20 protein-coding genes are annotated in these 21642 nt (G+C 57.9%); 16 read left to right on the forward strand and 4 right to left on the reverse strand.

Annotated elements, in window-relative coordinates; translation table 11 throughout:
• Positions 1 to 16: 16 nt before the first annotated feature.
• Both tig and bolA read right to left on the reverse strand, forming a co-directional pair.
• On the reverse strand, positions 17 to 1315 hold the full coding sequence (gene tig / locus KB890_RS08480) for a trigger factor (protein WP_004147333.1): 1299 nt from the start codon (positions 1313 to 1315) through the stop codon (positions 17 to 19).
• Between the two features lie 345 nt (positions 1316 to 1660).
• Complete coding sequence (bolA, locus tag KB890_RS08485; protein ID WP_002891649.1) at positions 1661 to 1978, reverse strand: transcriptional regulator BolA; 318 nt, start codon at positions 1976 to 1978, stop codon at positions 1661 to 1663.
• A gap of 302 nt (positions 1979 to 2280) precedes the next feature.
• Here bolA and KB890_RS08490 point away from each other — a divergent pair, with 302 nt between their 5' ends.
• The 8 genes from KB890_RS08490 to KB890_RS08525 all read left to right on the forward strand — a co-directional run bounded on the left by KB890_RS08490 (position 2281) and on the right by KB890_RS08525 (position 10224).
• Positions 2281 to 2859: a lipoprotein gene (locus KB890_RS08490; RefSeq protein WP_002891647.1), complete on the forward strand. Its 579-nt coding sequence runs from the start codon at positions 2281 to 2283 to the stop codon at positions 2857 to 2859.
• 43 nt (positions 2860 to 2902) lie between these two features.
• Positions 2903 to 4378, forward strand: coding sequence for a muropeptide MFS transporter AmpG (gene ampG, locus KB890_RS08495; RefSeq protein WP_004178749.1), 1476 nt, complete (start codon positions 2903 to 2905; stop codon positions 4376 to 4378).
• Between the two features lie 479 nt (positions 4379 to 4857).
• Complete coding sequence (cyoA, locus tag KB890_RS08500) at positions 4858 to 5802, forward strand: cytochrome o ubiquinol oxidase subunit II (protein ID WP_002891641.1); 945 nt, start codon at positions 4858 to 4860, stop codon at positions 5800 to 5802.
• A 19-nt stretch (positions 5803 to 5821) separates the two neighbouring features.
• Positions 5822 to 7813 carry a cytochrome o ubiquinol oxidase subunit I gene (gene cyoB / locus KB890_RS08505; protein ID WP_002891638.1) on the forward strand — a complete coding sequence of 664 codons (1992 nt, stop codon included), beginning with the start codon at positions 5822 to 5824 and terminating at the stop codon, positions 7811 to 7813.
• Positions 7803 to 8414 (forward strand): cytochrome o ubiquinol oxidase subunit III, encoded by a 612-nt coding sequence (locus KB890_RS08510; protein WP_002891635.1) that lies wholly within the window; start codon positions 7803 to 7805, stop codon positions 8412 to 8414. Before cyoB ends, KB890_RS08510 begins: the two co-directional genes overlap by 11 nt.
• Positions 8414 to 8743, forward strand: a complete 330-nt coding sequence (locus KB890_RS08515; protein ID WP_002891634.1) for a cytochrome o ubiquinol oxidase subunit IV — start codon at positions 8414 to 8416, stop codon at positions 8741 to 8743. Before KB890_RS08510 ends, KB890_RS08515 begins: the two co-directional genes overlap by 1 nt.
• 11 nt (positions 8744 to 8754) lie before the next feature.
• The gene (gene cyoE / locus KB890_RS08520) at positions 8755 to 9642 is read left to right on the forward strand and encodes a heme o synthase (protein ID WP_002891629.1); all 888 of its coding nucleotides are present in this window, start codon (positions 8755 to 8757) and stop codon (positions 9640 to 9642) included.
• Positions 9643 to 9891: 249 nt separating this feature from the next.
• Positions 9892 to 10224 carry a hypothetical protein gene (locus KB890_RS08525; RefSeq protein ID WP_004178748.1) on the forward strand — a complete coding sequence of 111 codons (333 nt, stop codon included), beginning with the start codon at positions 9892 to 9894 and terminating at the stop codon, positions 10222 to 10224.
• Between the two features lie 39 nt (positions 10225 to 10263).
• On the opposite strand, the gene KB890_RS08530 is transcribed toward KB890_RS08525, so the two are convergent.
• Positions 10264 to 11022 (reverse strand): IclR family transcriptional regulator domain-containing protein, encoded by a 759-nt coding sequence (locus KB890_RS08530; RefSeq protein WP_002891624.1) that lies wholly within the window; start codon positions 11020 to 11022, stop codon positions 10264 to 10266.
• A gap of 152 nt (positions 11023 to 11174) precedes the next feature.
• On the opposite strand from KB890_RS08530, the gene KB890_RS08535 reads away from it, so the two are divergent.
• The 8 genes from KB890_RS08535 (at position 11175) to KB890_RS08570 (ending at position 20996) form a co-directional block, all read left to right on the forward strand.
• Complete coding sequence (locus tag KB890_RS08535; protein ID WP_004178747.1) at positions 11175 to 11996, forward strand: shikimate dehydrogenase family protein; 822 nt, start codon at positions 11175 to 11177, stop codon at positions 11994 to 11996.
• Positions 11993 to 13669 carry an FAD-dependent oxidoreductase gene (locus tag KB890_RS08540; RefSeq protein WP_004178746.1) on the forward strand — a complete coding sequence of 559 codons (1677 nt, stop codon included), beginning with the start codon at positions 11993 to 11995 and terminating at the stop codon, positions 13667 to 13669. Before KB890_RS08535 ends, KB890_RS08540 begins: the two co-directional genes overlap by 4 nt.
• Positions 13670 to 13682: 13 nt before the next feature.
• A complete protein-coding gene (locus KB890_RS08545; RefSeq protein WP_002891541.1) occupies positions 13683 to 14003 on the forward strand; it encodes an NIPSNAP family protein in 321 nt (106 codons plus the stop codon).
• Positions 14004 to 14013: 10 nt separating this feature from the next.
• The gene (locus KB890_RS08550; RefSeq protein WP_004178745.1) at positions 14014 to 15711 is read left to right on the forward strand and encodes an FAD-dependent oxidoreductase; all 1698 of its coding nucleotides are present in this window, start codon (positions 14014 to 14016) and stop codon (positions 15709 to 15711) included.
• 57 nt (positions 15712 to 15768) lie between these two features.
• Positions 15769 to 16587: a sugar phosphate isomerase/epimerase family protein gene (locus KB890_RS08555; RefSeq protein ID WP_002891476.1), complete on the forward strand. Its 819-nt coding sequence runs from the start codon at positions 15769 to 15771 to the stop codon at positions 16585 to 16587.
• A gap of 10 nt (positions 16588 to 16597) precedes the next feature.
• A complete protein-coding gene (locus KB890_RS08560; protein WP_004178744.1) occupies positions 16598 to 17962 on the forward strand; it encodes an MFS transporter in 1365 nt (454 codons plus the stop codon).
• Positions 17963 to 18293: 331 nt separating this feature from the next.
• Positions 18294 to 19472, forward strand: a complete 1179-nt coding sequence (locus tag KB890_RS08565; RefSeq protein WP_004178743.1) for a Gfo/Idh/MocA family protein — start codon at positions 18294 to 18296, stop codon at positions 19470 to 19472.
• Between the two features lie 159 nt (positions 19473 to 19631).
• Positions 19632 to 20996 carry an MFS transporter gene (locus KB890_RS08570; RefSeq protein WP_004144660.1) on the forward strand — a complete coding sequence of 455 codons (1365 nt, stop codon included), beginning with the start codon at positions 19632 to 19634 and terminating at the stop codon, positions 20994 to 20996.
• A 43-nt stretch (positions 20997 to 21039) separates the two neighbouring features.
• Here KB890_RS08570 and KB890_RS08575 read toward each other — a convergent pair whose 3' ends face one another.
• Positions 21040 to 21531 (reverse strand): YajQ family cyclic di-GMP-binding protein, encoded by a 492-nt coding sequence (locus KB890_RS08575; protein ID WP_002891465.1) that lies wholly within the window; start codon positions 21529 to 21531, stop codon positions 21040 to 21042.
• Positions 21532 to 21642 lie beyond the last annotated feature (111 nt).

A 21642-nucleotide genomic window follows, 5' to 3' on the forward strand; every position in this document is an offset into this window, starting at 1 on the left:
AACGATAGCGGCGAAATTACGCCTGCTGGTTCATCAGTTCGTTGAAGGAAGTGGCTTTTTCAGACACTTTGGCTTTCGCCAGCACGGCTTCAACAGCCTGCTCTTCCAGCGCCACGTTGCGCATGTTGTCCATCAGCTCTTTGTTCTTGCTGTAGAACTCAACGACTTCAGACGGATCTTCGTACGCAGAAGCCATCTCTTCGATCAGGGCTTTTACGCGCTCTTCGTCAGCTTTCAGCTCGTTGGTGCGGATCACTTCGCCCAGCAGCAGACCAACAACGACGCGACGTTTAGCCTGCTCTTCGAACAGCTCGCGCGGCAGTTCCAGAGCCTGTTTCTCATTGCCGCCGAAACGCTGAGCAGCCTGACGACGCAGCACGTCGATTTCGCTGTCGATCAGGGCAGCCGGAACGTCGATCTCGTTGGCTTTAACCAGACCTTCGATAGCCTGAGACTTCACGCGGTTACGCACAGCGCCTTTCAGCTCGCGTTCCATATTTTTACGCACTTCAGCGCGCAGGCCAGCGACGGAACCATCTTCCACGCCGAAACGTTTGATGAACTCTTCGGTCAGCTCAGGCAGTTCACGCTCTTCGACTTTCTTCAGGTTGATAACGAACTTAGCCGCTTTACCTTTCAGGTTTTCTGCGTGGTACTCTTCCGGGAAGGTCACGTCGATGGTGAACTCTTCACCCGCTTTGTGGCCTTTGATACCGTCTTCGAAGCCCGGGATCATGCGACCCTGGCCCATCGCCAGTACGAAGTCAGAGGCTTTGCCGCCTTCGAACTCTTCGCCGTCAACAGAACCGGTGAAGTCGATGGTTACGCGATCTTCAGCGTCAACCGCGCCTTCTTTTTCTTTCCAGGTCGCCTGCTGCTTGCGCAGAGTTTCCAGCATGGTATCAACGTCAGCGTCGGTGACTTCAACAACCGGTTTTTCAACTTCGATCGCGTCCAGACCCTGCAGTTCAACTTCCGGATACACTTCGAACTCTACCGCGTAGGTGAAGTCTTCGCCCAGTTTGTATTCGCCCGGAACGTAGTTCGGCGCGCCGGCCGGATTGATTTTTTCTTTGATGATCGCGTCAACGAAATGACGGCTCATCAGGTCGCCCAGCACGTCCTGGCGAACGGAAGCGCCATAGCGCTGAGCAACAATATTCATCGGCACTTTGCCTTTACGGAAGCCGTCAATGCGAACTTTTTTCGCTACGTTGACCAGCTCGCTTTTGACAGCATTCTCGATGCTGTCAGCGGCGATAGTAATCGTTACACGGCGCCCAAGGCCCTGAGTGGTTTCAACTGAAACTTGCATCTTGTTACCTCAAAAAAATCACAGTGCTCGGTCAACTCTGGAAGCGCGTGTAGGTGGCTTCGCAGAACCGGGATGCCCTCTTCAAATCAGAAACACATTCCCTGTCGTCAGAATCATCCCGAAGACATTCATATATAAGACGCGGCATTATAGCGGCATCACTTTTGTGAGTCGAGAACGGTTGTCGCCTGATGCTGCGGCATTTTTCACATTTCCCGCTCAAATTTGCCCGCAAAAGCGCTGACTTTGCGCATTTTCCAGGCAAAACAAAACGGCCCGTAGGCCGTTTTTGCTAAATCTGCAAGCAACATACTGGAAAAGCGCCAGCGGTTGCAAATGGGATTTCTAAGCGATACTCCCTGCGCCGCGGCACGGCGGCGAAGCAAATACCGTATCCTGTAATGCTTCCCATTCTTTAATCGTGTAGGTGTGCAGCGCCAGGGCATGCACCGTATTCGACAGCTCCTCGGTTAGCGTGCCGTAGATCATACGGTGGCGATTGAGGAAACGCTCGCCAGTGAAGCGATCGCTCACTAACACCACTTTAAAATGACTTTCAGAGCCCGCAGGGACGTTGTGACGATAACTTTCATCCACGACTTCGAGATACATCGGGTCGAACGCTGCTCTAAGTTTTGCTTCGATCTGTTCACGTATCATCATGAATTTTCTCCTCCGACAACGCTGAGATGCCGCCACTCCATTTAAATGTTAGCCGCTTTTACCGCTTCCATTAGGAGAAAACAACAAAAAATTAGCATTGTTCTGATATTTTCATTCAAAAGTATCACGTTTACTGGCTCTGGTCGCCAGATCCGTCGGGGAACGAGCCATTAACCGTGGCGGGACGCTCAGAAAACCGCCAGCACGATGGATTTACACGCGTTGCCACTTCCCCTTGCCGTTGGCAATGCTATGATGGCGGTAATTTTCCTTATAACAACACCATGCGTTGAGACCTGAACATGCTTAAGAAGATTCTTTTCCCGTTGGTCGCCATGTTTATGCTGGCAGGATGCGCCACGCCGCCGACCACCATTGAAGTATCGCCGAAAATCACGCTGCCGCAGCAGGATCCAAGCCTGATGGGCGTGACCGTCAGCATCAACGGCGCCGATCAGCGTCCGGACCAGGCGCTGGCGAAAGTGACGCGTGACAATCAGCTGGTCACTCTCACCGCCTCCCGCGATCTGCGCTTCCTGCTGCAGGAAGTGCTGGAGAAACAGATGACGTCTCGCGGCTACATGATTGGCCCGAACGGCGCGGTCGATCTGCAGATCATCGTCAACAAACTCTATGCTGACGTCTCTCAGGGTAACGTGCGCTATAACATCGCCACCAAAGCCGATATCGCCATCATCGCCACCGCGGCAAACGGCACGAAAATGACCAAAAACTACCGCGCCAGCTACTCCGTTGAAGGCGCCTTCCAGGCCTCGAACAAAAACATCGCTGATGCCGTCAACAGCGTCCTGACCGATACCATCGCCGATATGGCGCAGGACACCAGCATCCACGATTTCATCAAGCAAAACGCGCGTTAATGCTATCGCGAACCCGGCCTCCGCCGGGTTCGTGCTTTATGCTATGTCCAGTCATTACTTACGCATTTTTCAGCAGCCGAAATCAGCCATTTTGCTGATCCTTGGCTTCGCCTCCGGTCTGCCGCTGGCTCTCACCTCCGGTACCCTGCAGGCCTGGATGACGGTGGAAAATATCGATCTGAAAACGATCGGTTTTTTCTCGCTCGTCGGCCAGGCCTATGTCTTTAAATTCCTCTGGTCCCCGCTGATGGACCGCTACACGCCGCCGTTTCTTGGGCGTCGTCGCGGCTGGCTGTTGACCACCCAGGTATTACTCCTGCTGGCGATCGCGGCGATGGGCTTTCTTGAGCCGGTCACCCAATTACGCTGGATGGCGGCGCTGGCGGTGGTGATCGCCTTCTGTTCGGCGTCGCAGGATATTGTGTTCGACGCCTGGAAAACCGACGTGTTGCCAGCAGAAGAGCGTGGCGCCGGCGCCGCGATCAGCGTGCTGGGCTATCGCCTGGGGATGCTGGTCTCCGGTGGACTGGCCCTGTGGCTTGCCGACCGCTATCTCGGCTGGCAGGGGATGTACTGGCTGATGGCGGCGCTGCTGGTACCCTGTATTATCGCCACGCTGCTGGCGCCCGAACCGAGCGACGTTATCCCGGTCCCCAGATCGCTCGAGCAGGCGGTAGCCGAACCGCTGCGCGATTTTTTCGGCCGCAACAACGCCTGGCTGATTCTGCTGCTCATCGTCCTTTATAAGCTTGGCGATGCGTTTGCCATGAGCCTGACCACCACCTTCCTCATCCGCGGCGTGGGATTTGACGCTGGCGAAGTGGGAATGGTGAACAAAACCTTAGGCCTGTTCGCCACCATTCTCGGCGCCCTGTACGGCGGCGTCCTGATGCAGCGGCTGACGCTGTTTCGGGCACTGCTCATTTTCGGTTTGCTGCAGGGGGTCTCTAACGCCGGCTACTGGCTGCTGTCGATTACCGATAAGCACCTCTATTCCATGGCGACCGCGGTATTCTTTGAAAACCTGTGCGGGGGAATGGGGACGGCGGCATTTGTCGCGCTGCTGATGACGCTATGTAATAAGTCGTTCTCCGCCACCCAGTTCGCGCTGCTCTCGGCGCTCTCTGCGGTCGGTCGCGTATACGTTGGGCCGATTGCCGGCTGGTTTGTCGAGGCTCACGGTTGGTCGACCTTCTATCTCTTCTCTGTCGTTGCGGCGGTGCCGGGGATTGCCCTATTGCTGCTGTGCCGGCAAACGCTTGAGCATACCCAACGCACCGCAAGCTTTATGCCGCGTAGCGAGTTCCCGCAGGCCTATGCGCTGGCGCTGGGGATCCTGACACTGGGCTGCCTGCTGCTCGCGGTGTGGCTGGCGCTGCTGATCCTCAACGCGCTGGATTATACGTCGTTCTCCTTCCTGTCCGGCCTGCTGGAGGTTGCCGCGCTCACCGCCGTCGGCGGAATTTTGTTCGGCGGCCTGCTTGACTATCTGGCGCTGCGTAAAACCCGCCTGATTTAAGGATCCAGCATCATTATTAGCCGTTGTAATTACGAAACGTAATTATAACGGCTTATTAACGCTTTTATATTGTCCGCCGCGCTATTTGTTGTTTTGTGCGTTTTTGATTTCTGGAAATTATTGACAGTTTTCGTTCGATTCTTTAAATAATTTAACCGATTCAGCTCCGGGGATTTTATTTTTCGTTTTCACAATGTCTTTTATTTGATAATTAAATGTTAAACAATTGTTCTAATTTGTGGGTGGTTATGCCCATTAGCCGCTAAGCACTCCTTTTCTTATCCCTTTCGTTATCAATCCCGCGAAAATCAGGCTTTGCAAGCGATTAAGTAACACTACGTTACATATGTGACAAACCAAGCAGAAGCCGCTAACACAGAACTGACAGAGATCCAATCATGTTTACAGTAATGCAACCTTACCGTAAAATGCCCATACACTTTAAACGCCACCAGATCCCGTGGAATTGAGGTCGTTCAATGAGACTCAGGAAATACAATAAAAGTTTGGGATGGATGTCATTAATCGCAGGTACTGTATTACTCAGTGGTTGTGATTCTGCACTCCTTGACCCAAAAGGACAGATTGGACTGGAGCAACGCTCTTTGATTCTGACGGCCTTCGGCCTGATGATGATTGTCGTTATTCCCGCCGTCTTGATGGCAGTAGGATTTGCCTGGAAGTATCGCGCGAGCAATAAAGATGCGAAGTATAGCCCGAACTGGTCACACTCCAACAAAGTGGAAGCTGTGGTCTGGACGGTACCTATTCTGATCATCCTGTTCCTGGCCGTTCTGACCTGGAAAACCACTCACGCACTGGAGCCAAGCAAACCGCTTGTCCATGACGAGAAGCCAATCACCATCGAAGTCGTATCGATGGACTGGAAATGGTTCTTTATCTATCCGGAACAGGGTATTGCTACCGTTAACGAAATCGCCTTCCCGGCGAACGTACCGGTACACTTCAAAGTGACCTCTAACTCGGTGATGAACTCGTTCTTTATTCCGCGCTTAGGTAGCCAGATTTATGCAATGGCCGGTATGCAGACTCAGCTGCACCTCATTGCTGACGAAGCTGGTACTTATGACGGTATCTCCGCTAGCTACAGTGGCCCGGGCTTCTCAGGTATGAAGTTCAAAGCGATTGCCACCCCGGATCGGGCGACTTTCGATCAGTGGGTTGCAAAAGCGAAACAGTCTCCGAACTCCATGGACTCCATGGCCGCGTTCGAGAAAGTGGCTGTGCCTAGCGAATACAACAAAGTGGAATATTTCTCTAACGTGAAACCGGATCTGTTCAAAGATGTTGTGAACAAATTCATGTCTCACGAGAGCATGAACATGTCTAAACCTGAAGGCGAGCACGCTGCTCACGACGGGATGGAAGGCATGGACATGAGCCACGCGGAAACCGCTCACTAAGGGGCCGAGGAAGAAAACGATGTTCGGAAAACTTACACTGGATGCAGTGCCCTACCACGAACCTATTATCGTGGTAACGGTGGCTGCGATTATCATTGGGGGACTGGCGCTTCTGGCAGCCATCACTTACTTCGGTAAGTGGTCCTACCTATGGAACGAGTGGCTGACTTCTGTCGACCACAAACGTCTCGGTATCATGTACGTTATCGTGGCAATCGTCATGCTGCTGCGTGGCTTTGCTGACGCCATCATGATGCGTAGCCAGCAGGTGCTGGCTTCGGCCGGGGAAGCCGGCTTCCTGCCGCCTCATCACTACGATCAGATCTTTACCGCCCACGGCGTTATCATGATCTTCTTCGTGGCGATGCCGTTTGTTATCGGTCTGATGAACCTGGTGGTTCCGCTTCAGCTCGGCGCGCGCGACGTAGCCTTCCCGTTCCTCAACAACCTGAGCTTCTGGTTCACCGTTGTGGGCGTGATTCTGGTTAACCTGTCTCTGGGCGTTGGTGAGTTCGCGCAGACCGGTTGGCTGGCCTATCCGCCGCTGTCGGGAATTGAGTACAGTCCTGGCGTAGGGGTTGATTACTGGATTTGGGCGCTGCAGCTCTCCGGTATCGGTACTACCCTGACCGGTATTAACTTCTTCGTGACCATTATCAAGATGCGCGCCCCGGGCATGACCATGTTCAAGATGCCAGTATTCTCCTGGGCATCTCTGTGCGCTAACATCCTGATTATCGCCTCGTTCCCAATTCTGACCGTCACCATCGCGCTGCTGACCCTGGATCGTTACCTGGGCACCCATTTCTTTACCAACGATATGGGTGGCAACATGATGATGTACATCAACCTGATTTGGGCCTGGGGTCACCCGGAAGTGTACATCCTGGTTCTGCCGGTGTTCGGGGTCTTCTCCGAAATCGCCGCGACCTTCTCGCGTAAGCGTCTGTTCGGTTACACCTCTCTGGTATGGGCAACCGTCTGTATTACCGTTCTGTCGTTCATCGTTTGGCTGCACCACTTCTTCACCATGGGTGCTGGCGCGAACGTAAACGCCTTCTTCGGTATTACTACCATGATTATCGCGATCCCGACCGGGGTTAAGATCTTCAACTGGCTGTTCACCATGTATCAGGGTCGCATCGTCTTCAACTCGGCGATGATGTGGACTATCGGCTTTATCGTGACCTTCTCCGTAGGTGGGATGACCGGCGTGCTGCTGGCGGTACCGGGCGCGGACTTCGTTCTGCACAACAGCCTGTTCCTGATTGCGCACTTCCATAACGTTATCATCGGCGGCGTAGTGTTCGGTTGCTTCGCAGGTCTGACCTACTGGTGGCCGAAAGCCTTTGGCTTCACCCTGAACGAAACCTGGGGCAAACGCGCTTTCTGGTTCTGGATCATCGGCTTCTTCGTGGCGTTTATGCCGCTGTACGTGCTGGGCTTCATGGGTATGACCCGTCGTCTGAGCCAGCAGATCGATCCGCAGTTCCACCCGATGCTGGTTATTGCAGCTTGCGGTGCAGCGCTGATCGCCTGCGGTATTCTGTGCCAGCTGATTCAGTTCTACGTGTCTATTCGCGACCGCGATCAGAACCGTGACCTGACCGGTGACCCGTGGGGTGGCCGTACGCTGGAGTGGGCAACCTCTTCTCCACCGCCGTTCTACAACTTCGCTATCGTTCCTCAGGTTCACGAACGTGATGCCTTCTGGGAAATGAAAGAGAAAGGTGAAGCGTACAAACAGCCTGCTCACTATGAAGAAATTCATATGCCGAAAAACAGCGGCGCCGGCATCGTGATTGCCGCCTTCGCTACGGTATTTGGTTTCGCCATGATCTGGCATATCTGGTGGATGGCGATCGCCAGCTTCATCGGCATCGTAGCGACCTGGATTATTAAGAGCTTTGACGAGGACGTGGATTACTACGTACCGGTTGCAGAAGTCGAAAAACTGGAAAAACAGCATTTCGATGAGATTAACAAAGCAGGGCTGAAAAATGGCAACTGATACTCTTGCGCATACTGCCCACGCGCATGAACACGGGCACCATGATACAGGACCGATGAAGGTATTCGGTTTCTGGATCTACCTGATGAGCGACTGCATTATCTTCGCTACGCTGTTTGCTACCTATGCCGTTCTGGTGAACGGCACGGCCGGCGGACCGACGGGCAAAGATATTTTTGAACTGCCGTTCGTTCTGGTTGAAACCGCACTGCTGCTGTTCAGCTCCATCACCTACGGCATGGCGGCTATCGCCATGTACAAAAACAACAAAAGCCAGGTGGTTTCCTGGCTGGCGTTGACCTGGTTGTTTGGCGCCGGATTCATCGGGATGGAAATCTATGAATTCCATCACCTGATCATGGAAGGCTTTGGTCCGGATCGTAGTGGCTTCCTGTCCGCGTTCTTCGCGCTGGTCGGCACCCACGGTCTGCACGTGACCTCCGGTCTTATCTGGATGGCGGTGCTGATGTTCCAGGTTTCACGTCGTGGCCTGACCAGCACTAACCGCACGCGTATCCTGTGCCTGAGCCTGTTCTGGCACTTCCTGGACGTCGTGTGGATCTGCGTGTTCTCGGTTGTCTATCTGATGGGGGCGATGTAATGAGTCATTCTACCGATCATAGCGGCGCTTCTCACGGCAGCGTGAAGAGCTACATGACAGGATTTATCCTGTCCATCATCCTGACGGTCATTCCGTTCGCCATGGTGATGAGTGGCTCCGCCTCGCATGCGGTTATCCTTGGCACCATTCTGGTGACCGCTGTGGTGCAGATCGTGGTACACCTCGTGTACTTCCTGCATATGAACAGCAAGTCCGATGAAGGTTGGAACCTGACCGCATTTATCTTCACCGTAATCATCATTGCGATCGTGGTTGTCGGCTCCATCTGGATTATGTGGAACCTGAACTACAACATGATGATGCACTAAGAGCGGCGAGTATGTTTAAGCAATACCTGCAAGTAACGAAACCAGGCATTATTTTTGGCAACCTGATCTCCGTGATCGGCGGTTTCCTGCTGGCCTCCAAAGGCCACATCGACTATCCGCTGTTCGTCTGGACGCTCCTTGGAGTATCCCTGGTGGTCGCCTCGGGTTGTGTATTCAACAACTACATCGACCGGGACATCGATCGTAAGATGGAACGGACGAAAAACCGGGTGCTGGTCAAAGGGCTGATCTCGCCAGAAGCTTCGCTGGTGTACGCCACCTTGCTGGGTATTGCTGGCTTCATGCTGCTGTGGTTCGGCGCTAACCCGCTGGCCTGCTGGCTGGGGGTGATGGGGTTCGTGGTTTATGTCGGCGTCTACAGCCTGTACATGAAACGCCACTCCGTCTACGGCACGCTGATTGGCTCACTCTCCGGCGCTGCGCCGCCGGTGATTGGCTACTGCGCGGTCACCGGTGATTTCGACAGCGGTGCGGCTATCCTGCTGGCTATCTTTAGCCTGTGGCAGATGCCTCACTCCTACGCCATCGCGATTTTCCGCTTTAAGGATTATCAGGCGGCGAATATTCCGGTGCTGCCGGTGGTGAAAGGCATTTCGGTCGCCAAAAACCATATTACGCTGTACATCGTCGCCTTTGCCGTGGCAACCCTGATGCTCTCGCTGGGCGGCTACGCCGGGTATAAATACCTGGTCGTGGCGGCAGCGGTCAGCGTCTGGTGGCTGGGCATGGCGCTGCGTGGCTATAAAGTGGCCGATGATAAAGTCTGGGCGCGTAAGCTGTTCGTCTTTTCTATCGTCGCCATCACCGCGCTGTCCGTGATGATGTCCGTTGACTTTATGGTGCCGGATTCACATAGTCTGCTGGCTTACGTGAGATAATTACGCACTCCCGTACGATCTAAAGCCCCGTATTTACGGGGCTTTTTCTTTCCTGTTTCATCATCGCTTTCTTTCTCATTTCATACTTCCCTCCCCTCTTCCGACGCTTTCCCGCTATCTTTCATATCAAAAAATGAGGAAAAATTGAGCCAGCACACACCGGGCATCACTCGCGCCGCACGGTCCTGCGATGCTACCTTTCGCCGGGGCTCTTGCCCCTTTGGGAAATAATCACTACAAGGAATTGCAATGAAAGAGTTAACACTGAACGAAATGGAGTATATCTCCGGTGGCTTTAATCTGTTCGGCGCAGCCAGCGGCTTCGCCAGCTTTGTCGCCAACTCTGGCGTCGGCTTCACCTCTTTTGTTCTGACCTCCGGCACCGCATTTGCCTCCTTCGTCGGCGACAGCGCGATGGCGTTTGGTTCCTTCCTGACCGGACAGTCAAACTGGGAAACCTTTGTGACCGCCGGAAAGGAAAACTGGGGAAGCTTTGTTAACACCGCCGGCAACAGCTGGAATACTTTCGTGAATAACGCGGCCAGCGACTGGAACACCTTTCTGACCAAAGCGTCGGCCTAAGCGACGTCTATCTTAGGGCAGCGCCACTGGCTGCCCTGTTTAACCCACCAGCATCGCCTGCGCGCTGTAGAGCAGATCGAGGTGATCGCGGCATAACGCTTCCAGCGAAGTGCGCGATTGATGACTGGTCAGACTCAGCGCCCCCCACCAGGTCCCTTCCCTGTCGGTTAACGGCACCGCCAGCACCAGCATGCCAATCTCAAACTCCTGCTCAATGGTGGCGTATCCCTGGCGCCGTACCTGGGCGATTTTCTCCATCAGCGACGCGATATCGGTCACCGTATAGGGGGTACGTTGTTCCCGGGTTATGCGCTGCAGGACGGTCTCACACTCTGCTTCCGGCAGCGAAGCCAGCCACAGTCGCCCCCCGGCGGTACAGAAAATGGGCACCCGCTCCCCAAGCCGCACCGACGTAGAGTTGAACGGCGTATGCCGACTGCGGGCGATATAGACCAGTTCATCTTCATCCACCACCCCCACCGAGGCGTGCTCTTCGGTCCGGCTGGCGATGTATTCGACAATCGGCCGTACCATGCGAGGAAACTGCGCCGAATCGACATAGGCCTGGCCAAGCCGCAGCGTCTTTGGGGTAAGCCAGTAATAGCGCCCGTCGGTTTGCAGATAGCGCTCATGCAGGAGCGTCAGCAGAAAACGTCGCGCGGCGCTTTGCGTCAGGCCGCTCATTTTCGCCGTCTGGGCGACGGTGAGCTTTGGGCAGGTTTTGGAAAAAAGCTGAATTAGCGCCAGCCCTTTTTGTAAACCGACGATCAGATCGCGTGGATGAATGGTGTTTTGCATATTCGCTCACATTTTTGCAACATCATTATCGATTTCCTGCGATTATCGCAGCGTTCGTGCGATTAACAACCGACATGTCCGAATTCTGCGTTGTCGCTCCCAGCTTCCACTGAAATACTTTCACAACATTCATTTAACAAATGAGGTTTGAAATGGTCAGTGGAACTACCCAGGTTGTCGCCGTGATTGGTCATCCGATCGCCCAGGTGAAATCACCGGATAACTTCAACCGCTACTTTGCCGAACAGCACATGGACAGCGTCATGATCCCGGTGGATATCGTCCCGGACGCGGTGGCCGCCTACCTTAACGCTCTGCGCGGCTGGCAGAACATGACCGGCGTGCTGGTGACGGTACCGCATAAACAACGCGCCGCCGCGCTGGTCGACGACCTCACGCCGCGCGCCCGCCGACTCAACGCCGTCAATGTGATCCGCAAGCTGGCGGATGGCCGCCTGCAGGGCGATATGCTGGACGGCGTCGGCTTTCAGCTCGCCGCCGAAGCGCAGGGTTTTCAGCCGGCAGGTAAGCAGGCGCTGCTCTCCGGTTGCGGCGGCGTCGGCAGCGCCATCGCCTGGGGACTGTGCGAGGCGGGGATCCGTCGGCTGGCCCTGCACGATCAAACCCCGGCCACCCGGCAGCGCCTGCATGACCTTCTGGCTGAGGCCTTTCCGGCGGTGCAACTGAGCGCGCTGCCAGACACCCTTTACGGCCTCGATCTACTGGTTAATGGCTCACCGGCCGGCATGGCCGGATTTGATGAGCTGCCTCTACCGCAGGCGCTTCTGGATACGCTCGACAGCACCACTCATGTGGCCGACGTTGTCACCGCCCCGGTGATGACGCCGTTGCTCACTTTCGCCGCCGCCCGTGGTTGCAAAGTACAGACCGGGCCGGAAATGGCGCTGGCGCAGATGAGGCTGATGGGCCAGTTTATCGGTGCCATCCCGCAGGCGCAGGGAGCGGCGGCATGAAGAGCTGGGATGTGATCGTCATCGGCAGCGGCGCGGCCGGTTTTGCCGCCGCGGTCACCGCCTGCTGTAAAGGGCTGTCGGTGCTGATGCTGGAGAAAGCCGGCCAGTTCGGCGGCACCTCGGCCATCTCCGGCGGCGCCGTGTGGCTGCACGATACCGACCAGGCGCGCGCCGAGGGCAAAAGCGGTAGCGCCGAGGCGATGAAAACCTACCTGCGAACCATTATCGGCGAGGGCCAGTACCGTGAAGATCTCGCCGAAGCGTTTGTCAGCGCCGGGCGGGAGGCGCTGGCCTTTCTCGAGCGTGAGGGGGCAGTAAAGTACAGCCTGCGTCCGCTCTCGCCCGATTACTATCCGGATGAACCCGGCGCAGTCGACGTCGGGCGCGCGCTGGAGGTGGTGGAGTATGACGGCCGTGAACTGGGGGACGCGTTTCGCGACCTGCGTTCGCCGCCGCCGGGGATGCTGCTGTTTGGCGGGATGATGGTCAACCGCGTCGATATTCAACATTTTCTCGACATGCGCCGCTCGCTGCGCTCCCTGGCCCATTGCACCCGGCTGCTGCTGCGCTATGCCCGCGACCGGGTGAAGTACCCTCGCGGTACCCGCCTGGCGATGGGCAATGCGCTGGTTGCCCGCATGGCGACTACGGCGCTGCGTAAAGGCATGAGCCTGCGGCTGAATGTCAATGTTCTGACGCTGTGCGAAGCGCAAGGCGCGGTCCGCGGGGTGGAGATTGAGTATCAGGGGCAAAGAGAGACGCTGCACGCCCGACGCGGGGTGGTGCTGGCCGCAGGCGGCTTCGCCGCGGGCGCGCTGGCGGCGCGCTATCGGCCGCACACCCGCGAGCATTTCACCATGTCGCCGCCGGCCAACGATGGCGCCGCGCTGCATCTCGCGGCGGCGCTTAACGCTCGCGAGGGAACCGATCGGGCCTCCAACTTTTTCTGGGCGCCGGTATCGGTGCTGACCCGGGCCGACGGCAGCGAGGAGCGCTTCCCCCATCTGGTAACCGATCGCGCAAAACCGGGCGTGATTGCCGTCAATCAGCGGGCGGTACGCTTCGTCAACGAGTCCAGTTCCTATCACCATTTCGCCAGCGCAATGCAGGATGCAGCGGAAAATGCCCCCTGTTTTTTACTCTGCGACGCCCAGGCGATGAAGCGTTATGGCCTCGGGCTGGCACGCCCGGCGCCGGTCAATAATGACGCCCTGGTCGCCGCCGGCTATCTGCACAAAGCCGATACCCTGGCCGCGCTGGCGCAACAGCTTGGTCTGGATGCCCAAACCCTGAGCGAGACGGTAGCCCGCTACAACCGCGACGCCGCGCAGGGCGTGGATCGGGAATTTGCTAAAGGCGGCAACAGCTATAACCGGGCGATGGGCGATCCGGGCCATCAGCCTGACGCCTGTAATGCCCCCCTGCTCAGCGCGCCGTTCTATGCCATCAAACTTTATACCGGCGATCTGGGGACCTCACGGGGCCTGGTCACCACCGCCGATGCCCAGGTCGTCAATACCCAAGGAAACCCCATCCGGGGGCTGTACGCGGTGGGAAACGACATGGATTCGCTGATGGCCGGCACCTATCCGGGCCCCGGCATCACCCTCGGCCCGGGGCTGACGTTTGGCTATCTCGCCGCCTGCCATCTGGCACAACACTCCACCCACTAATCAGGAAAACATCATGATCTACGAAAAACGCACGTACACCATCAATCCGCTGAAAATGGCCGACTGGCTGGCGCTGTACCAAAGCGATGCCCTGGCGGTGCAAACCGACCATCTCGGCCAGCTAATCGGCTTCTTTTTTACCGAGATCGGCGTGGTCAATCAGGTAGTGCACATCTGGGCTTATGAAAGCCTGGACGATCGTCTGGTGCGCCGCGCGCGGATGGCCCAGGACGAACGCTGGCAGACCTTCTCGCGTAAAAATCGCGAACTGGCCGCCGTGGAACGCCTCGAGTCGGTGCTGATGCGCCCCACCGCTTTTTCACCTCTGCAGTAAGGAGTCCAACATGAGCGGGCCTGTGAAGGTGGATGTGCTGGTGGTCGGCTCCGGCGCCGCGGGGCTCTCTGCCGCGGTGACTGCGGCGATGCACGGCGCCAGCGTCATGGTGGCGGAGAAAGCGTCAGTGCTCGGCGGAACCAGCGCCTGGTCCGGCGGCTGGCTGTGGATCCCCCGCAACCCGCTGGCGCGGGCGGAGGGCATCGACGAAGCAGCCGACGCGCCGCTGACCTATCTGCAGCATGAGATGGGGGGCGAAGCCGCCGATATTCGTCTGCAAACCTTCCTGCGTTACGGGCCGGAGATGGTGGAGTTTTTCCATCAGCGGACGGCGGTGCAGTTTCTCTCGGGCAGCGCCATGCCGGACTTTCACCCGTCGCCGGGTGCGGCGAACGGTGGGCGGTCGGTCACCGCGCAACCCTACGATGGCCGCCTGCTCGGCGACTGGCTCCATCGCCTGCGTCCGCCGCTGGAAACCATTAGTCTGGGCGGGATGGGCATCGCCGGCGGCGCGGATATGGCGCATTTTTTCAATGCCACCCGCTCGCCGCGCTCCGCGCTGTATGCCGCCCGCCGCCTGCTGCGCCACGGCTGGCAGCGGCTACGCGCCGGACGGGGGCAGCATCTGGTCAATGGCAATGCGCTGGTCGCCCGTCTGCTGCGATCCGCCCTCGACGCCGGCGTGCGTTTTCAGCTCAATGCCCCGGTGGTCCGGCTGCTGCAGGGTCCGCGGGGCGTGTCCGGCGCGGTGCTGCGCAGCGACGGCGGGGAGATTCACGTCGAAGCTGGCGCCGTGGTGCTGGCCTGCGGCGGTTTTCCCCACGATCGCCAGCGGCTGGCGCAGGTGGTGCCTCACGCTGCGGAGGGTTACGGCCATTTCTCCGCCGCACCGCCGGACAATCAGGGCGAGGGGATCAGGCTTGGCGAATCCGTCGGCGGCCAGTTCGACACTTCCCTGCGCCACCCGCTGGCCTGGGCGCCGGTGTCCCGCGTCACTCTGGCCAGCGGCCAGCAGCTAATGTTTCCTCATCTGGTGGAGCGCGCCAAACCCGGGGTGATCGCCGTCCTGCCCAACGGCAAACGTTTTGTTAACGAGGCCGACTCTTATCATGACTTTATCGCCGCCCTGCTGGCGGCCACACCCGCGGGCGACACGCCGCAGGCCTGGCTGCTGGCCGATCGTCGCGCGCTGCGTCGCTACGGCCTGGGCCACGCCAGACCGTTCCCGTTCACTCCCACCGCCTGGCTGCGTACCGGCTATCTGCAGCGAGGAAACACTCTGGCGGAGCTGGCGAAGCAGTGCGCTATCGACGCCAATGCGCTGGCGGAAACCGTTGAACGCTTTAACCACTTCGCCAGCACTGGCGAAGACGTCGATTTTCACCGCGGGGCATCAGCCTATAACCGCGCCCAGGGTGACCATCAGGTGACGCTCGGACCGCTGCGCGAAGGGCCGTTCTACGCGGTGCGCATTCTGCCCGGCTCGCTGGGCACCTTCAGCGGATTGCAAACCGACGAACACGCCCGGGTGCTGGATGAACAGCAGCAGCCGATACCGGGTCTGTACGCCATCGGCAACGACATGTCGAGCGTGATGCGCGGCTATTACCCCAGCGGAGGGATCACCCTCGGGCCCGCCATGACCTTCGGCTATCTGGTGGGTAAAAACCTGGCAAAAAAAACAAATATAAACAATAGCATAACTTGATTTCCACGAATGGATGCACCCTAACTCTCTTCACCTGCAACTGTACCGGAGCCCTTTATGAACAAGCGTACCCTATCGCTCGCCGCGCTGACCCTGCTCGATGTCCCTCCCCCCGAACAGGTGCGGATTGCGGCCAGAACCGGTTTTACCCACGTTGGGCTGCGACTGCTCCCCGCCACACCGACCGACCCGGACTACGACATGCTGGGCGATACCCCGGCCGTCCGGGCGACGCTCGCCGCGTTGATGGAAACTGGCATCCGCGTGTCGGACGTGGAGATCGTCCGCCTGACCCCCGGGTTTACCCTCGACGATCGGCTGCAGCGTTTTATGGAGACCGCCGCGCGTCTTGGCGCCGGACAGGTGTTAGTCGCCGGCAATGATGACAACCTTCAGCGCAGCGCTGACAACCTCGCCATCCTCGCCGCGGCCGGTCGTCCATTTGGGCTGACCATGAATCTTGAGCCGATGCCCTGGACCCAGTTGCGCAACATCGCCGCAGCGCAAGCACTAATCGCCGCCAGCGGGCGGGAAGACATCGGCATTCTGGTGGACGCTCTCCATTTCTGGCGCGCGGGAGAATCGCTCGCCGCCCTCTCCAGCCTGCCCGCGCATCATCTCAACTATATGCAACTCTGCGATGGCGCGGCGCAGAGGCCGGAGAGCGAGCAGGAACTTATCCGCCAGGCCCGCTCGGCGCGCAACGTGCCGGGGGAAGGCGGTCTGGATCTGCATGGTCTGATGTCGGCCCTGCCGGCGACGCTGCCGGTCTCTCTCGAAGTGCCGCTTGACGGCGAGCAAGGCGCCCTGCCGCCTCTTCAGCGGGCGCAGTTACTGTTCGATGCCGCGCAGCCCTACCTGCGCGCCTGCGCATAAGGAATACGCTATGACACAGACTCAACGCCTGGATGTCAGAGAGTTAATAAATCGTAACCCGCTGAGCCGATTTCAGAAGCTGATTATATTTCTCGGCTTTTGCGTCATCGCTCTCGATGGTTTTGATATCGCGATCATGGGCTTTATCGCCCCGACGCTAAAGCTGGAATGGGGGGTAAGCAACCACCAGCTGGGTCTGGTGATCAGCGCCGCGCTGATCGGCCTCGCGCTGGGGGCGATTTTCTCCGGCCCGCTCGCCGACTGGCTGGGACGTAAGAAAATCATCATCAACAGCGTTTTCTTCTTCGGTTTCTGGACCATCGCCACCGCCTTCTCGCACAACGTAGAACAGATGATGTTCTTTCGCTTTATGACTGGCCTCGGGCTGGGCGCCGCGATGCCGAATATCGGGACGCTGGTGTCGGAATACGCCCCGGAACTCCAGCGTTCATTTATTATCACCGTCATCTTTTGCGGCTTCACCTTCGGCGCGGCGGCGGGAGGATTTTCGGCATCGTGGCTGATCCCCCAGTTTGGCTGGCACTCGCTGATGGCGCTCGGCGGTATTCTGCCGCTGCTGTTTGCCCCCCTGCTCATCTGGCTGCTGCCGGAATCGGTTCGTTTTCTGGTGATCAAACAAGCGCCCGCGGCGCGCATACGCGCCATTCTTAACCGTCTCTATCCCGGACAAATCAGCGACAATGTGACGTTTATCCTGCCGGCGCAGCCAGCGGCCGGCAACGCGATGCGCATTGTCCTCTCCCGCCAGTACGGTTTCGGCTCGCTGATGCTATGGCTGGTCTACTTTATGGGGCTGTTCCTGGTCTATATCCTCGGCAGCTGGCTGCCAACGCTGGTTAAAGCGGTAGGAATGACCGTTAGCCAGGCGGCCATCATGACGGCGATCTACCAGGCGGGCGGCACCCTCGGCTCGTTGTTTGCCGGCTGGCTGATGGACAGGATCAACCCCCATCGCGCGCTGGGGATAATCTACGCCGTTGGCGGCCTGTTCACCATGGCGATGGGCTACGCCGCGGGCAGCTTTGCCTTGCTCTGTATGCTGGCGTTTATCAGCGGCGCCTGCCTGAACGGCGCGAATACCGGCATGAACGCCCTCTCCGCCCGCTACTACCCTACACAGGCGCGGGCGACGGGCTCCAGCTGGATGCACGGCGTCGGGCGCATCGGCGCCATTCTCAGCGCCTTTGCCGGCGCCGAGATGATGGCGCTCAACCTGCCCTTTGAAAGCGTCTTTTTGATCCTCGGCATCCCGGCAGCCCTCACCGTCGCAGGCCTGGCGGCGAAGGGCATCTTTGCGGCCGGTCATCCTGCCGTCGCTTCAACTTCCCCCGCGTCTGTGCGCGGAGCGTCATAGCGGCATCTGGTTCCCGGTGCAATCGGCGGATTGCACCGCCTTCAGCAGCTAATAAAGAAAATTTATTTCATATTTTTTTGAAACGAAAAAACGCCCGCAACAATCTGGACGACTCCGGCAGGCGATATCCCGCCCTCACCTTTTCAACCAAGCGCAAAAGAAACTATCGCTAATTCGATCCCCCTCGCATATATGGAAAATAAATTCCACAACACAATTGAAACAGAACAAACATTTCCTTAAGTTGAAGTCAGTCTATCCGGATGCGCGTTGCCGCAGGCGTCGGCATTGAGCGCCTCAGAGTGCAAATGATTTCAAAAAGGAGAGCACCATGTTAAACGGCCTGAAACCCTTATCCCGTTCCCTGCGCTGGGGCATGGTCGGCGGCGGGGGAACCAGTCAGATCGGCTACAGCCACCGCTGTGCGGCGCTGCGTGACAATGTTTATACCCTGCTGGCCGGCGCGCTTGACGTCGATGCCGAGCGCGGGCGCGCGTTCGGTGAGCAACTGGGCATCGCGCCGGAGCGCTGCTACGCCGACTACCAGACCCTGTTTCGCGAAGAGGCGCAGCGCCCTGACGGGATCGAGGTCGTCTCGGTCACCACCCCGAACAATACCCATTTCGCCATTACCAAAGCGGCGCTGGAGGCGGGACTCCACGTTATCTGCGAAAAGCCCCTCTGCTTTACCGCCGAAGAGGCGCGCGAGCTGGTGGAACTGAGCAAAAAACAGAACAAAATCGTCGGCGTCACCTACGGCTATGCCGGCTATCAGATGATCCAGCAGGCGCGGCAGATGATTGCCGATGGACTGCTCGGCGAGATCCGCATCGTTAACATGCAATTCGCCCACGGCTTCCATAACCAGGCCGTCGAGCTGCAGGCAGAATCCACCCGCTGGCGAGTAACACCGAAGTTTGCCGGGCCCAGCTATGTGCTTGGGGATCTGGCCACCCATCCGCTGTTTGTCGCCGAAACCATGGCGCCGCAGCTCAATATCAAACGGCTGATGTGCTCCCGTCAGAGCTTTGTTCCCTCCCGCGCGCCGCTGGAAGATAACGCCTTTGTTCTGATGGAATATGACAACGGCGCGGTTGGATCCATGTGGACCAGCGCGGTCAACAGCGGCGCCATGCACTCGCAAAAAGTGCGCATCGTCGGCGAAAAAGCAAGCATCGAATGGTGGGATGAGCATCCTAACCAGCTCAGCTATGAGGTGCAGGGCGAGCCGGCGCGCATTCTGGAACGTGGGATGCCCTACCTGTCGCCGAACGCGCTGGCGGATGACCGCATTGGCGGCGGCCATCCGGAAGGGCTGTTCGAAGCCTGGGCCAACCTCTATCGCCGCTATGCGCAGGCGATTGACGCCACGGATCGCGACGATCGCGCCTTCCTGCAAGACTTCTGGTATCCGGACGTCGAAGCCGGGCTGCACGGCGTCTATTGGGTAGAGCAGTGCGTCAAATCGGCTGACGCTGGCAGCCAGTGGGTTGACTTTACTTTACCTTAATTTTCCCCCTCGCCAGTGGAGTCCCCCTCCACTGGTTTATTGATTTTTACCAACTTGTCGCATCGCGCAACAGCCCCGTAATATCTGTTAAACAAACATTTATTTACGCTTCTTACCCCCCGCCGCTACACTAGGCGCAGTTTTTATATTGAGGTGGTAATGAACGATAACAAAATGACGCCAGGGGAACTGCGCGCGACCTGGGGTTTGGGGACAGTATTCTCCCTGCGCATGCTTGGCATGTTTATGGTCCTGCCGGTTCTGACCACGTATGGCATGGCGTTGCAGGGTGCCAGTGAAGCGCTGATTGGCCTGGCGATCGGTATCTACGGCCTGGCGCAGGCGGTGTTCCAGATCCCCTTCGGACTGTTATCTGACCGTATTGGCCGTAAGCCATTGATCGTCGGCGGCCTGCTTATCTTCGTGCTCGGCAGCGTCATCGCCGCGCTCACCGACTCCATCTGGGGCATCATTCTTGGCCGCGCCCTGCAGGGCTCCGGCGCCATCGCCGCCGCGGTTATGGCCCTGCTGTCCGATCTCACCCGCGAACAGAACCGCACCAAAGCGATGGCCTTTATCGGCGTCAGCTTCGGCGTCACCTTCGCCATCGCCATGGTGCTGGGGCCGATTGTCACCCACCAGCTGGGTCTGCACGCGCTGTTCTGGATGATCGCCATCCTGGCGACCGTCGGCATCCTGCTCACCCTGTGGGTGGTGCCCAACAGCCATAACCATGTCCTTAACCGCGAATCCGGGATGGTGAAGGGCTGCTTTAGCAAGGTGCTGGCGGAGCCGCGCCTGCTGAAGCTTAACTTTGGCATCATGTGCCTGCACATTATGCTGATGTCCACTTTTGTCGCCCTGCCCGGACAACTGGAGGCCGCCGGCTTCCCGGCCGCCGAGCACTGGAAAATTTACCTGGTCACCATGGTTATCTCGTTCATCTCGGTGGTGCCGTTTATCATCTACGCCGAAGTGAAGCGCAAGATGAAGCGCGTCTTCTTGCTCTGCGTCGCCATCCTGCTGATTGCAGAAATTGTCCTCTGGGGCGCCGGAGGCTACTTCTGGGAGCTGGTGGCGGGCGTTCAGCTCTTCTTCCTGGCGTTTAACCTGCTGGAAGCGCTGCTGCCGTCGCTAATTAGCAAGGAGTCTCCGGCGGGCTACAAAGGCACCGCGATGGGCGTCTACTCCACCAGCCAGTTTCTCGGCGTGGCGATTGGCGGCGCGCTTGGCGGCTGGGTCGATGGTTTCTTTGATTCGCAAACCGTGTTTCTGCTGGGCGCCCTGCTGGCGATGCTGTGGCTGCTGGTGGCCAGCACCATGAGCGAGCCGCCGTACGTCAGCAGCCTGCGGGTGGAGGTGCCGGACGGCGTGGTGGTCGACAGCGCGCTGCAGGCGCGTCTGCTGAGCGCCAGCGGGGTTCATCAGGCGCTGGTGGTACCCGAGGAGCGTTCGGTGTATATCAAAATCGACAGCAAGGTCACCAACCGCTTCGAGATAGAGCAGCTCATCAAAGGGGTATAAAAAAAGCGGGGAATTCCCCGCTTTTTGCTGTCTGCCCGCCGCCTTAGTCGCGGAAGTTTTTGAACTGGAACGGCTGTCCCAGATCGCCACCGCGCACCAGCGCCATCACCGACTGCAGATCGTCGCGGGACTTACCGGTCACGCGGATCTCTTCACCCTGAATCTGGGCCTGCACTTTCAGCTTGCTGTCTTTGATCAGTTTAACGATCTTCTTCTGCACCGCGCTTTCAATGCCTTGCTTCAGCTTCGCTTCAACAAACCAGGTTTTACCGCTGTGCACGATATCTTCCGGTACGTCGAGGGAGGTGCCTTCAATGCCGCGCTTGAGCAGCTTGGCGCGCAGGATATCCAGCAGCTGGTTCACCTGGAAGTCAGACTCGCTCAGCACTTTAATGGTCTTGTTGGCGTCGTTTAATTCAAAAGTGGCTTCAACGCCACGAAAATCAAAACGCGACTCGACTTCGCGGCTCGCGTTGTCCACCGCGTTACGGGCTTCCTGAAGATCAACTTCAGAGACAATATCGAAAGATGGCATCTTTTCCTCTCCTTCCGTTTCTTTTGCGTTGCATAATACCTGCAACGCGGCATAACTCAACTTGTTATCCCGGAAGCTTAGCTGATTACGCAACGCTCGCGCTATTTTCCC

The organism is Klebsiella sp. P1954 (assembly GCF_018199955.1).
Lineage (GTDB): Bacteria > Pseudomonadota > Gammaproteobacteria > Enterobacterales > Enterobacteriaceae > Klebsiella > Klebsiella pneumoniae.

Excerpts from the sequence above, each read along its gene's own strand:
- KB890_RS08540 (WP_004178746.1), top strand. The coding sequence starts at position 11,993 with ATGAAGAGCTGGGATGTGATCGTCATCGGCAGCGGCGCGGCCGGTTTT.
- KB890_RS08555 (WP_002891476.1), top strand. The coding sequence starts at position 15,769 with ATGAACAAGCGTACCCTATCGCTCGCCGCGCTGACCCTGCTCGATGTC.
- cyoB (WP_002891638.1), top strand. The coding sequence starts at position 5,822 with ATGTTCGGAAAACTTACACTGGATGCAGTGCCCTACCACGAACCTATT.
- KB890_RS08550 (WP_004178745.1), top strand. The coding sequence starts at position 14,014 with ATGAGCGGGCCTGTGAAGGTGGATGTGCTGGTGGTCGGCTCCGGCGCC.
- cyoA (WP_002891641.1), top strand. The coding sequence starts at position 4,858 with ATGAGACTCAGGAAATACAATAAAAGTTTGGGATGGATGTCATTAATC.
- KB890_RS08560 (WP_004178744.1), top strand. The coding sequence starts at position 16,598 with ATGACACAGACTCAACGCCTGGATGTCAGAGAGTTAATAAATCGTAAC.
- cyoE (WP_002891629.1), top strand. The coding sequence starts at position 8,755 with ATGTTTAAGCAATACCTGCAAGTAACGAAACCAGGCATTATTTTTGGC.
- tig (WP_004147333.1), bottom strand. The coding sequence starts at position 1,315 with ATGCAAGTTTCAGTTGAAACCACTCAGGGCCTTGGGCGCCGTGTAACG.
- KB890_RS08565 (WP_004178743.1), top strand. The coding sequence starts at position 18,294 with ATGTTAAACGGCCTGAAACCCTTATCCCGTTCCCTGCGCTGGGGCATG.
- KB890_RS08570 (WP_004144660.1), top strand. The coding sequence starts at position 19,632 with ATGAACGATAACAAAATGACGCCAGGGGAACTGCGCGCGACCTGGGGT.
- ampG (WP_004178749.1), top strand. The coding sequence starts at position 2,903 with ATGTCCAGTCATTACTTACGCATTTTTCAGCAGCCGAAATCAGCCATT.
- KB890_RS08545 (WP_002891541.1), top strand. The coding sequence starts at position 13,683 with ATGATCTACGAAAAACGCACGTACACCATCAATCCGCTGAAAATGGCC.
- KB890_RS08530 (WP_002891624.1), bottom strand. The coding sequence starts at position 11,022 with ATGCAAAACACCATTCATCCACGCGATCTGATCGTCGGTTTACAAAAA.
- KB890_RS08575 (WP_002891465.1), bottom strand. The coding sequence starts at position 21,531 with ATGCCATCTTTCGATATTGTCTCTGAAGTTGATCTTCAGGAAGCCCGT.
- KB890_RS08525 (WP_004178748.1), top strand. The coding sequence starts at position 9,892 with ATGAAAGAGTTAACACTGAACGAAATGGAGTATATCTCCGGTGGCTTT.
- KB890_RS08490 (WP_002891647.1), top strand. The coding sequence starts at position 2,281 with ATGCTTAAGAAGATTCTTTTCCCGTTGGTCGCCATGTTTATGCTGGCA.
- KB890_RS08535 (WP_004178747.1), top strand. The coding sequence starts at position 11,175 with ATGGTCAGTGGAACTACCCAGGTTGTCGCCGTGATTGGTCATCCGATC.
- bolA (WP_002891649.1), bottom strand. The coding sequence starts at position 1,978 with ATGATGATACGTGAACAGATCGAAGCAAAACTTAGAGCAGCGTTCGAC.
- KB890_RS08510 (WP_002891635.1), top strand. The coding sequence starts at position 7,803 with ATGGCAACTGATACTCTTGCGCATACTGCCCACGCGCATGAACACGGG.
- KB890_RS08515 (WP_002891634.1), top strand. The coding sequence starts at position 8,414 with ATGAGTCATTCTACCGATCATAGCGGCGCTTCTCACGGCAGCGTGAAG.